At 73.1% G+C, this 11382-nt stretch carries 12 protein-coding genes; 2 read left to right on the top strand and 10 right to left on the bottom strand.

Annotation, left to right across the window (positions count from 1 at the left end; all coding sequences use genetic code 11):
• The 5 genes from GA0115233_RS38170 to GA0115233_RS38150 form a co-directional block, all read right to left on the bottom strand.
• A partial coding sequence (locus GA0115233_RS38170) for a hypothetical protein (RefSeq protein ID WP_093725124.1) occupies window positions 1-593 on the bottom strand: 593 nt, incomplete at its 3' end.
• Window positions 594-610: 17 nt separating this feature from the next.
• Entirely contained in the window at window positions 611-2353 is a 1743-nt protein-coding gene (recN, locus tag GA0115233_RS38165) for a DNA repair protein RecN (protein ID WP_176712092.1), read from the bottom strand.
• A gap of 218 nt (window positions 2354-2571) precedes the next feature.
• The gene (locus GA0115233_RS38160) at window positions 2572-3477 is read right to left on the bottom strand and encodes an NAD kinase (RefSeq protein WP_015661465.1); all 906 of its coding nucleotides are present in this window, start codon (window positions 3475-3477) and stop codon (window positions 2572-2574) included.
• Window positions 3474-4289, bottom strand: a complete 816-nt coding sequence (locus tag GA0115233_RS38155) for a TlyA family RNA methyltransferase (RefSeq protein ID WP_093725118.1) — start codon at window positions 4287-4289, stop codon at window positions 3474-3476. The genes GA0115233_RS38160 and GA0115233_RS38155 overlap by 4 nt, the downstream gene beginning before the upstream one ends.
• 7 nt (window positions 4290-4296) lie before the next feature.
• On the bottom strand, window positions 4297-4575 hold the full coding sequence (locus GA0115233_RS38150; RefSeq protein ID WP_093725116.1) for a hypothetical protein: 279 nt from the start codon (window positions 4573-4575) through the stop codon (window positions 4297-4299).
• Window positions 4576-4617: 42 nt separating this feature from the next.
• Between GA0115233_RS38150 and GA0115233_RS38145 the strand changes: the two genes are divergently transcribed.
• Window positions 4618-4965: an SCP2 sterol-binding domain-containing protein gene (locus tag GA0115233_RS38145; protein WP_093725114.1), complete on the top strand. Its 348-nt coding sequence runs from the start codon at window positions 4618-4620 to the stop codon at window positions 4963-4965.
• Here GA0115233_RS38145 and GA0115233_RS38140 read toward each other — a convergent pair.
• The 4 genes from GA0115233_RS38140 to GA0115233_RS38125 are packed head-to-tail and all read right to left on the bottom strand — an operon-like array spanning window position 4962 to window position 8950.
• Window positions 4962-5801: an ABC transporter ATP-binding protein gene (locus GA0115233_RS38140; protein WP_176712091.1), complete on the bottom strand. Its 840-nt coding sequence runs from the start codon at window positions 5799-5801 to the stop codon at window positions 4962-4964. The two genes, GA0115233_RS38145 and GA0115233_RS38140, sit on opposite strands and share 4 nt — an antisense overlap.
• The gene (locus GA0115233_RS38135) at window positions 5798-6835 is read right to left on the bottom strand and encodes a FecCD family ABC transporter permease (protein WP_093725112.1); all 1038 of its coding nucleotides are present in this window, start codon (window positions 6833-6835) and stop codon (window positions 5798-5800) included. Before GA0115233_RS38135 ends, GA0115233_RS38140 begins: the two co-directional genes overlap by 4 nt.
• Complete coding sequence (locus GA0115233_RS38130; protein ID WP_093725110.1) at window positions 6832-7875, bottom strand: FecCD family ABC transporter permease; 1044 nt, start codon at window positions 7873-7875, stop codon at window positions 6832-6834. Before GA0115233_RS38130 ends, GA0115233_RS38135 begins: the two co-directional genes overlap by 4 nt.
• 46 nt (window positions 7876-7921) lie before the next feature.
• On the bottom strand, window positions 7922-8950 hold the full coding sequence (locus GA0115233_RS38125; RefSeq protein WP_093725108.1) for an HAD hydrolase-like protein: 1029 nt from the start codon (window positions 8948-8950) through the stop codon (window positions 7922-7924).
• 69 nt (window positions 8951-9019) lie between these two features.
• On the opposite strand from GA0115233_RS38125, the gene GA0115233_RS38120 reads away from it, so the two are divergent.
• The gene (locus GA0115233_RS38120) at window positions 9020-10312 is read left to right on the top strand and encodes a DUF1015 domain-containing protein (protein ID WP_093725106.1); all 1293 of its coding nucleotides are present in this window, start codon (window positions 9020-9022) and stop codon (window positions 10310-10312) included.
• Window positions 10313-10361: 49 nt separating this feature from the next.
• Here GA0115233_RS38120 and GA0115233_RS38115 read toward each other — a convergent pair whose 3' ends face one another.
• Complete coding sequence (locus GA0115233_RS38115; RefSeq protein WP_107406497.1) at window positions 10362-11087, bottom strand: tetratricopeptide repeat protein; 726 nt, start codon at window positions 11085-11087, stop codon at window positions 10362-10364.
• Between the last annotated feature and the right edge of the window lie 295 nt (window positions 11088-11382).

The following is an 11382-nucleotide window of genomic DNA, read 5'->3' as shown; positions in this document are numbered from 1 at the left end:
GCGCCGGTGTCGCCGAGCATGGACCGTTCGGCCAGGTCGTCGGGGAGCACGGCAGCGGCGGCGCCCATGGTGGCCGCGCTCAGCTCCCGCGCGGGACCGCGCCGGAGCACTCCGGGCGCCCCGAGCGCGAGCACCGCGCCCGCGGCCCGCCCCGGCCGTACGTCCACCAGGTTCACGAAGTGCGCGGTACCGGCGACCACCACCCCGGCGAGCAGCCTGTCGACGGGCTTCTCCTTCAGCAGGGCGCCCGCGACCAGCCCGGCGGCGCCGACGCCGAACAACTTCACGGCGCCGCTGGTGACTTCGCCGTGGCGCAGGGCGGACAGATGCGCCCGGAACCCGCGTCGCGGATCCCCGGCGCCCACGATGTCGTCGTACGCCCCGCACGCCCCGGCGGCCAGTACGGCCGCGCCGAGGCCGGGCCGGACCAGGCCCGCGCCCACGGCGGCGGCCAGGGTGCTCGCGGGCCCGGTGTGCAGGTCGACGCTCTTCCCGGCGTGGTTGACGCGCCGCCACCGGTCGGGGGCGCGGTGGCGGAGACCGGTGAGCGCGGTACGGGCGAGGGCGGCGGAGAGGGCGGCTCGGAGGATCATCCGTCCACCCTGCCGCATCACCCCTCGCCGCGTGCCGTTGCCAGCAGTTCCTCCGCGTGCGCGCGGGCCGTCTCGGAGTCCTCCTGGCCCGCGAGCATCCGGGACAGCTCCCGGATCCGCTCCTCGCCCTCCAGCACCTTCACACCGGAGCGGGTGACCGAGCCGTCGTTGGTCTTCTCCACCAGCAACTGCCGGTCGGCGAAGGCCGCGACCTGCGGCAGGTGCGTGACGACGACGACCTGCGCGGTCTTCGCCAGTTTCGCCAGCCGCCGCCCGATCTCGACCGCCGCCTTGCCGCCGACGCCCGCGTCGACCTCGTCGAAGAGATACGTCGGCACCGGGTCCGTGCCCGCGAACACGACCTCCACGGCCAGCATCACGCGGGACAGTTCACCGCCGGAGGCGCCCTTGGCGATCGGCCGCGGCGGCGCCCCGGGGTGCGGCGCCAGCAGCAGCTCGACCTCGTCGACACCGGCAGGACCGTAGGCGACGGTACGCCCGCCGACCTCCACGCCGTCCGGGTCCTCGGTCTGCCGGATGGCGAAGGACACGCGCGCGTGCGGCATCGCCAGCGAGGCCAGTTCGGCGGTGACGGCCGCCGCGAACTTCTCGGCGGCCTCGGTCCGGGCGTCCGTCAGTGCCTGTGCCAGACCGCCCAGTTCGACCCGCAGCGCGTCCCGTTCGGCGGTCAGCTCGTCGAGCCGCTCGTCGTCGCCGTCCAGTTCGGTCAGCCGCGCCGCGCCCTCCTCGGCCCAGCGGAGCACGGCGTCGATGTTCTCGCCGTACTTCCGGGTCAGCGCGGTCAGCGCGGCCCGCCGCTCCTCCACGGCCGCCAGCCGCAGCGGATCGGCGTCCAGGTCGTCGGCGTACCCGGCCAACTCCCCGGCCACATCGCCCAGCAGGATCCCGATCTCCCCGATCCGGTCGGCCAGCGCGGCCAGCGCGGGGTCGTGGGACCGTACGGCGTCCAGGGCCCGCTGGGCGCCCGCGACGAGCGTGGCCGCGTCGATGCCCTCGGGGTCCTCGGGGTTGCCCGCGAGCGCGGCGTGCGCGGCCGTCGCGGCGGACGACAGGGCCTCGGCGTGCCCGAGCCGCTCCGCCTCCTCGGCAAGCTCCACGTCCTCACCGGCACGCGGTTCGACCCCGGCGATCTCGTCCAGGCCGAAGCGCAGCAGGTCGGCCTCCTGGGCCCGCTCACGCGCGCGCGTGGTGATCTCGTCCAGCTCGGCGGAGACCGCCCGCAGCCGGCGGTACGCCTCGGCGTACTTGGCGAGCGGCACCGCGACGGCGTCCCCGGCGTACCGGTCGAGCGCCTGCCGCTGCCGGGACAGCTTCAGCAGCCCCTGCTGGTCGGTCTGCCCGTGCACGGCCACCAGGTCGTCGGCCAGTTCGGCGAGCAGTCCCACCGGCACGCTGCGCCCGCCGAGGTGGGCGCGTGAGCGTCCCTCGGCGGAAACGGTCCGGCTGATCAGCAGCGCCCCGTCGTCCAGTTCGGCCCCGGCCTCCTCGGCCCGTACCGCCGCCGAGCCGTCCGCGGGCACGCTGACCCGGCCCTCGACCACGGCCCTGTCGGCGCCGATCCGCACGAGCGCCGGGTCCGCGCGCCCGCCGAGCAGCAGCCCGAGACTGGTGACCACCATGGTCTTGCCCGCACCCGTCTCACCCGTGACAGCGGTGAACCCGGGCGACAGCTCGACGACCGCGTCGTCGATGACCCCGAGTGACCGTATCCGCATCTCTTCCAGCACGGACACGACCATACGAGGTGGGCCCACCCGGAAGCGAGGCACCCTGTCACCCGGGGGAGTGGACGTACGTCGGGGGCACGGGGAACTGCGCGAGAAACCCCCACAAACCCGCACCCGCCAACGAACCGAACCGCCCCACCCAGTAGGCAGACAGGGACGCGGGGAACTGCGCGACCGGCCCCCACGCACCCGCACCCGCCGGCGCGGCCGAAACCACCCCACCCCGTGGGCTAGTGAGGCGCCCCCCGCCACCCGGAAACCGGCAGCGCGAACTTCGCGACCAACCGGTCCGTGAACGACGCGTGATGCAGCCGCGCCAGCCGCACCGGCACCGCCCCCCGCCGCACCTCGACCCGCGCCCCCGGCGGCAGCTCCACCGTCCGCCGCCCGTCGCACCACAGCACCCCCGGCGGGATGTGCGGCAGCACCTCCACCGCCAGTACCGAGTCCGGCGAGGTGACCAGCGGCTTCGCGAACAGCGCGTGCGCGGAGATCGGCACCATCAGCAGCGCCTCCACCTCCGGCCACACCACGGGCCCGCCGGCCGAGAACGCGTACGCCGTGGACCCGGTCGGCGTGGACAGCACGATGCCGTCGCAGCCGAACCCGGTCACGGGCCGCCCGTCGATCTCCAGCACGACTTCCAGCAGCTTCTCCGCGCCCGCCTTCTGCACGGCGGCCTCGTTCAGCGCCCAGTCGGTGTGCACGATGTCGCCGTTCTGGTGGACGACGACATCCACCGTCATCCGTTCCTCGACCTCGTACGCCTTGGTGACCACCCGGTCGACAACCTTGTCCAGGTCGTCCCGCTCGGCCTCCGCGAGGAACCCGACCCGGCCCAGGTTCACGCCCAGCATCGGCACCCCGGACGCGCGGGCGAACTCCGCGCCGCGCAGCAGGGTCCCGTCACCGCCGAGCACGATCAGCAGCTCGCACCCGTCCAGGCACTGCGGGGTGGCCTCCTTGACCAGCTCCACGCTCTCCGGCAACGGCAGATCGGCGGCCTCCGCCTCCAGCACCCGCACGCCGATGCCGGACCGCAGCAGCCCCTTGACCACCAGCTCGGCGCTGCGGATCGCCGCGGGGCGTCCGGTGTGGGCCAGCAGGAAAACAGTACGCGCTCGGTTCTGTGTCAACGCGGCCCCTCCGCCACTGCACGGTCAACGTCGGCCGGGTCCAGTTCCGGTGCCCCGGACCGCAGCCACAGAAAGTACTCGACATTCCCGGACGGTCCCGGCAGCGGACTCGCCGTGACCCCCCGCACCCCGAGCCCCAGTTCCCAGGCCCGCTGTGCCACCCCCCGTACCGCCTCGGCCCGCAGCTCCGGGCTGCGTACCACTCCCCCGCTGCCCAGCCGCTCCTTGCCCACCTCGAACTGCGGCTTGACCATCATCACCAGATCGGCGTCCGGCTTCACGCACCGCGCCAGGGCGGGCAGCACCAGTCCGAGCGGGATGAAGGACAGATCTCCCACGACAAGATCCACAGGCTCCCCATCGATCGCTTCGAGCGTCAACTCGCGTACGTTCGTACGGTCCTTGACGGTGACGCGTTCATCGCTTTGGAGACTCCAGGCGAGTTGTCCGTAACCCACGTCCACGGCGACCACGTGCGCGGCGCCCGCGCGCAGCAGCACGTCGGTGAATCCGCCGGTGGAGGCGCCCGCGTCCAGGGCCCGCCGACCCTCGACGACGAGCCCCTGCGGGACGAAGACCTTGAGCGCGCCGGCCAGCTTGTGGCCGCCGCGGGAGACGTAGTCGGGGTCGCTGTCGTCGGCGGAGACCACGATCGCGGCGGCGGTCTCCACCTGCGTGGCCGGCTTGGTCGCGACGGTCTTGCCGACGGTGACCCGCCCCGCGGCGATCAGCTGGGTGGCGTGCTCGCGCGAGCGCGCGAGCTTCCGGCGGACCAGCTCGGCGTCGAGACGGCGGCGTGCGACTCCTGCCACGTTCGGTTCAGCTCCTGCTCTGATACGGCGAAGGGGGCGCCGGAGGTCCCGGACGGGCGTCGAGCGCGGTGAGCGCGTCGCGCAGCCCCCGGTGTACATCCTCGTACACCTCGATGTGTCCGTCCGTGGCGAGGTGGTCGGCGTCGGCCAGCCGTTCCAGCTGGGCGTCGACCTCGGCGTTGCCGGTGGGGGTGCGGGGCACGCCCAGCGGGGCCGGGGCGGCCGGGTCGTACTCCGGCTCCACGGCCTCCTGGGAGGTCTCCGGCTGCGGAACTGCGTCGCTCATGCCCAGACGCTACCCCGAAGCGCTGGGGTACCGTCGTTCGCGATGGCCACGATCGAAGAGTGCCGCGCCGCACTGGAGAAGCTCTCGGAGAACATGCAGCACGCCGAGGGGGAGGTCCGCACGGCCACCGCCCTGGACCGCTCGGTCAGCTGCCACCTCACCGACCTCGACGTCACCTTCGCCGGCCGCCTCAGGGACGGCCGCATCGAGGTGCGCGAGACCCTTCAGGGCCCACCGCGCGAGAAGGCGCAGATCCGGCTGGCGATGACGGGGGACGACCTGGTCGCCATGGTCGGCGGCGAGCTGAACTTCGCCAAGGCCTGGGGCGCGGGCCGGGTGAAGCTGCACGCGGGCGTGCGCGACCTCCTCGTCCTCAGGAAGCTGCTCTAACGCGCGGCCGTCCGCGCCTTCCGCGCGGCCGGGACCACCAGCGGCGTGCCCGTCTCCGGGTCCTCGATGATCTGGCAGCGCAACCCGAACACCTCCTCGACCAGCTCGGCCGTGACGATGTCGTTCGGCGCGCCCTCGGCGATCACCCTGCCGCCCTTGAGCGCGATGAGGTGGGTGGCGTACCGCGCCGCGTGGTTGAGGTCGTGCAGGACGGCGACCAGCGTGCGGCCCTGCGTCTCGTGGAGTTCCGCACACAGGTCGAGGACGTCGATCTGGTGCTGGATGTCCAGGTAGGTGGTCGGCTCGTCCAGGAGCAGCAGCGGGGTCTGCTGGGCGAGCGCCATGGCGATCCACACGCGCTGGCGCTGGCCGCCGGACAGCTCGTCGACGTACCGGTCGGCCAGTTCGGCGACCCCGGTCTGCCGCATCGACTCCTGCACGACCCGCTCGTCCTCGGTGGACCACTGGCGCAGGATGCCCTGGTGCGGGTACCGGCCGCGGCCCACCAGGTCGCCGACGGTGATCCCGTCGGGGGCGACGGAGGACTGCGGCAGCAGCCCGAGGGTGCGCGCGACCTTCTTCGCCGGCATCGACTGGATGGCCTGTCCGTCCAGCAGCACCCGGCCCCGGCTCGGCCTCAGCATCCGTGACAGCGCCCGCAGCAGCGTGGACTTGCCGCAGGCGTTCGGCCCGACGATCACCGTGAAGGAGTTGTCGGGGATCTCCACCGACAACTGCTCGGCGATGACCCGCTGGTCATAGGCGAGGGTGACGTTCTCGGCGGACAGGCGGTTCACGGTGCTCCTCTTGGTGTTCTTCTTCGCGGTGCCGCTCATATCCGGCCCGCCCGGCGCTCACTGACCAGCAGCCACAGCAGATAGACGCCGCCGACGACTCCGGTGACCACGCCCACGGGCATCTGGTCGGCGCCGAACAGGCGCTGAGAGCTCCAGTCGGCGACGACCAGCAGGGTCGCGCCCATGCACAGCGACGGCAGCAGATTCGGCCCCGGCGAGCGGGTCAGCCGCCGGGCCAGCTGGGGCGCTGTGAGCGCGACGAAGCTGACGGGACCGGCGGCGGCCGTGGCGGTCGCGGTGAGCAGCACGGCGGAGACCATCAGCAGCGCCCGTACGCGCTCCACGCGCACCCCGAGGGCGCCGGCGACGTCGTCGCCCATCTCCATCATCCGCAGCGCCCGCGCGTTGCCGAGCACCAGCGGCACCAGCACCGCGCACAGCGCGAGCAGCGGCCACACCTGCTCCCAGTCCCGGCCGCTGAGCGAGCCGGTCATCCAGACCACCGAGCGGGCCGCGTCGACGATGTCGGAGACGGTGAGCAGATAGCCGTTGACGGCCGTGAGGATCGCGGACATGCCGATACCGACCAGGACCAGCCGATAGCCGTGCACGCCCTGCTTCCAGGCGAGCAGATAGATCGCCAGACCGGTCACCAGGCCGCCCACCAGCGCGCCGGCCGTGACCTGGTTCGCGCTCCCGGAGAACAGCACGATCACCGTGAGCGCCCCGGCCGTCGCCCCCTGCCCGAGCCCGAGGATGTCCGGGCTGCCCAGCGGATTGCGGGAGACGGCCTGGAACAGCGCACCGCCGAGCCCCAGACAGGCCCCGACCAGCAGGGCGACCAGCACCCGCGGCAGTCGCAGCTCGTTGACGATGAAGTCCTGCCCCGGATCACCGCCCCCGAGCAACGTCCTGACCACGTCACCGGCCGAGATGGGGAAGTCCCCGGTGCCGATCAGCAGCACGCTCGCCCCGAACGCCGCGAGCAGCAGCAGGAGTACGACCACCAGGGCACGGACATCGAGCCGTACCGAGAGCCCTCCCGGGGTGCGCACCGCACGGTTGGTCTTCACAGCTGCGCCGTCCTCCGCCGTCGTACGAGCAGGATGAACACCGGACCGCCGATGATCGCGGTGATGATGCCGACCTGGACCTCCGCGGGCCGTGCCACGATCCGGCCGATGACATCGGCGCCGAGCAGCAGCACGGGCGACAGGACGGCCGAGTACGGCAGGATCCAGCGCAGGTCGGGCCCGGTGAAGGAGCGCACGACGTGCGGCACCATCAGACCCACGAACACGATCGGGCCGCAGGCGGCGGTCGCGGCCCCGCACAGCACGGTGGCGGCGAGCATGGACAGCGCCCGGGTGCGGTTGAGGTGGGCGCCGAGCGCCTTGGCGGTGTCGTCGCCCATGGCCATGGCGTTGAGCGGCCGGGCCAGCGCGAGCGCGAGGAGCATGCCGAGCACCAGGAACGGCAGCACCTGCTTGATGGTCGAGCCGGTCGCCGCGGACAGCGAACCCACGGTCCAGAACCGCATCCGGCCGAGCGCCGCGTCGTCCGAGATCATGACGGCCTGCAGATAGCCGTAGAGGGCGGCGCTGATCGCGGTGCCCGCGAGCGCCAGCCGTACGGGCGTGGCGCCCCGGCTGCCGCCCAGGAACCACACCAGCGCCCCGACCGCGGCCGCGCCGAAGAACGCGAACCAGATGTACCCGGACATCGAGGTGACGCCGAGGAAGGAGATCGCGGTGACGACGGCGGCGGAGGCCCCGGCGTTGATGCCGAGCAGTCCGGGGTCGGCCAGCGGATTGCGGGTCAGCGCCTGGAGGACGGCACCCGCGAGTCCGAGCGCCGCCCCGGCGAGCAGCCCCAGCGCGGTGCGCGAGATCCGGTCGTCCACGACGACGTCGCTGTAGGTCCCGCTGTCCTGGAACAGTCCGTGCCAGACCTGAGCGAGGGAGAGGTCCTTCGCCCCGATCGCGATGCTCGCCAGGGCGACGAGCAGCAGGATCCCGGCGGACGCGAGAAGACCGAAGGAACGTATCGCCCGTCGGGTCGGGGGCGCGGGGACGGACTCCGCGCGCTGTTCTGGGGGACTGTCGACCAACACGCGGTTAGGTTAGCCTACCCTCCCATCACCCCCGTCGGCCGAGGCCTCAAAGCCCCAGCCTGGCCAGCGCCTTCCCCCCGTTGAGCGCACACGCACCCTCACCGGCCGCCGTCCAGGCCGCCGCACACAGCGCCCGCAGCCCGTCCAGCGCCTCTCCGTCACCGTCCAGCTCCAGGCGCTCCGCCCCGGCCGACGCGACCCAGCCACCGCACCGGAACCCGTCGCCCTCCGCCACGACCTCCGGCTGCCCGGTCAGCAACCCCCGCAGATCGGCGTCCACATAGGTGGGCCGGTGCTGCGGCGGCGCCGCCAGCAACTGGGCGCCGTCGGTCACCCCGGTCAGCACCAGCAGCGCGTCGACCCCGCCGTTGAACGCCCCCTCGATGTCCGTGTCCAGCCGGTCCCCGACGACCAACGGCCGCTCCGCACCCGTACGCAGAATCGTCTCCCGGTGCATCGGGGGCAACGGCTTGCCCGCCACCTGCGGCTCGGCACCGGTCGCGATCCGCACCACCTCCACCGCAGCGCCATTGCCCGGCGCGATCCCCCGCCCGCTCGGAATCGTCAGATCGGTGTTGGACGCGAACCACGGCACACCACGCGCCACGGCGTAACTCGCCTCCGCGAACCGGCCCCACGTCAGGTCGGGACCGCCGTACCCCTGCACCACGGCCGCCGGATCGTCGTCCGCCGACTCCACCGGCACCAGCCCCCGCTCGCGCAGCGCCACCCGCAGCCCCTCACCGCCGATGACCAGCACCCGCGACCCCTGCGGCACCTGCTCACTGATCAGCCGTGCCACCGCCTGCGCCGAAGTGATCACATCCCCGGCGCCGGTGGGTATCCCCAGCTCCGTCAGATGCCCGGCCACGGCGTCCGGGGTCCGCAGCGCGTTGTTGGTGACGTACGCCAGATGCATCCCGCCCACCCGGGCGGTCGCCAGCGACTCCACCGCGTGCACGATCGCGTTCCCGCCCGCGTACACCACACCGTCCAGATCGAGCAGCGCCGTGTCGTACGCCTCGCTCAGGGCCCGCTCACTGCCCGCCGGGCTCGTCCTGACGCTCTGGCTCATACATCGCTCCTCGTTCGACGGCTTTCCCCCGATCATCTCGCACCCCACCGGCACACGTACGATGCCGGGATGAACACTGCAGGTCACCCGGAAGCAATGGCGCCCCGGGGCCTCGAACTCACCCCGTTCCGAGGCCTTCGCTACGACCCCGACCGGGTCGGAAGTCTGGCCGCCGTGACGTCCCCGCCCTACGACGTCGTGGTCCGCCCCGACGGCCTGCACCACCTCCAGGACGCCGACCCGCACAACATCGTCCGGCTGATCCTCCCCCAGGCCGACACCCCGAGCGCCCGCAACGAACAGGCCGCCCGGACCCTGCGCCACTGGCGCTCCGAGGGCGTCCTCAGGGCCGACCCCGAACCCGGCCTCTACGTCTACGAACAGACCGACACCGACGGCCTCATCCAGCGCGGAGTGATCGGCGCCCTGCGCCTGTCCGACCCCTCGGACCAGGTGGTGCTGCCCCACGAGGACGTCATGCCGCACGTGGTCGCCGACCGCGCCGACCTGATGCGCGCCACGCGGGCCAACCTCGAACCCCTGCTGCTCACCTACCGGGGCAACGGCACCGCCGCCGACACCTCCGCCGTACTCGAACGCGTCATCGAACAGCCCCCGCTGCTCGCCACCACCACCGAGGACGGCTACCACCACCGCCTCTGGGCGATCACCGCCCCCGAGGACGTGGCCCGCGTCCAGGCCGACCTGACCCACCACCAGGCCCTCATCGCCGACGGCCACCACCGCTGGGCCACCTACCGCCGGCTGCGCGCCGAGCACCCCTCCCCCGGCCCCTGGGACTACGGCCTGGTCCTCCTCGTCGACACGGCCCGCTACCCCCTGCGCGTGCGCGCCATCCACCGTCTCCTGCACAACCTCCCGGTACGCGACGCCGTAGCGGCCCTGAAGGGACACTTCCGCGTGCGGCGCCTGGACCTCCCCCTCTCGGCGGCCCTGGAGCACCTCGCCGAAGCGACCGCCTCCGGCAACGCCTTCCTCCTGGCCGGCGACGGCACCTTCCACCTGGTCGACCGCCCGGACCCGGCCCTCCTGGCCCGCACCGTCCCCGCCGACCGCCCCGAGGCCTGGCGCGCCCTGGACGCGACGGTCCTGCACGCCACGCTCCTCGACCACATCTGGCACATCCCCGAGGACGACCCGGCCCGCATCGCCTACATCCACGACACCGCCGCCACCGTCCGCAAGGCGGAACGCGACGGCGGTACGGCCGTACTGATGCACCCCGTCCGCGAGGAGGTCGTCCGCGACCTGGCCCGCCAGGGCGTCACGATGCCCCGCAAGTCGACGTCCTTCGGCCCCAAGCCGGCGTCCGGCCTGGTCCTGCGCGCACTGGACCTGTGAACGACGAAGGGGCGGAACCCGTCATGGGATCCGCCCCTTCCTCCTTCGGCTACTCCTTCTCGGAGCCCTCGTCGTCCGGCGTCACGGCCTCGTTCTCGTCGAGCGCGTCGACGAACTCCACGCCGTCCAGCTCCGCGAGCCGGTCCGAGGCGTCCGTGCTGCCGTCCTTGTCGGACTCCACGGCCTTCGCGAACCACTCCCGCGCCTCACGCTCCCGCCCGGCCGCCAGCAGCGCGTCCGCGTAGGCGTACCGCAGCCGCGCGGTCCACGGCTGTACGGAGTTGGAGGCCAGCTCGGGGCTCTGCAGCGTCACGATGGCCGCGTCCAGCTGCCCCATGTCACGCCGGGCGCCGGCCGCGACGAGCCGCATCTCCACCTGCCCGGCCTTGTCCAGCTTGTGCACCTCGGCGGCCCCGGCCATGTCCAGCGCCTTCTCCGGCCGCCCGAGCCCACGCTCGCAGTCGGCCATCAGCGGCCACAGGTCCACGGTGCCGGTCATCCGCCGCGCCGCCCGGAACTCCGCGAGCGCCTCGGAGTACTTCTGGTTCGCGTACGCGGCGAAACCGGCGGCCTCCCGTACGGCGGCGACACGGGACGCCAGACGCAGGGCCACCTTGGAGTAGCCGTACGCGCCCTCGGGGTCCTCGTCGATGAGCCGCGCCACCATCACCAGGTTCTTGGCGACATCCTCGGCGAGCGTCTTCGGCAGGCTCTGCAGCTCCTGCCGTACGTCCTTGTCGATCTCCTCGCCCGTGACGTCCTCGGGGATCGGCAGCCGCTTGATCGGCTCGCGGTCCCGGTCCCGGTCCCGGTCGTCACGGCGCTGGAACCCACCGCCACGCCGGTCGTCCCGGCCACGGTAGTCGTCCCGCCCGCGGAAGCCGCCCGGACGCCCACCGCGGTCGTCCCGTCGGAAGCCGCCGCGGTCGCCGTCGCGCCAGTCGTCACGACGGTCATCGCGGCGGTCGTCACGGCGGCCGCCGTAGCCACCACGGTCGCCTCGGTCGCCTCGGTCATCGCGGCGGAAGCCACCACGGTCGCTGTCGCGACGGTCATCCCGCCGGTCGTCA

It is taken from the genome of Streptomyces sp. DI166, from assembly GCF_900091315.1.
Classification (GTDB): domain Bacteria; phylum Actinomycetota; class Actinomycetes; order Streptomycetales; family Streptomycetaceae; genus Streptomyces; species Streptomyces fuscus.
The sequence above is the reverse complement of the archived record's forward strand: the minus strand, read 5'-3'. Positions and strand labels throughout refer to the sequence as shown.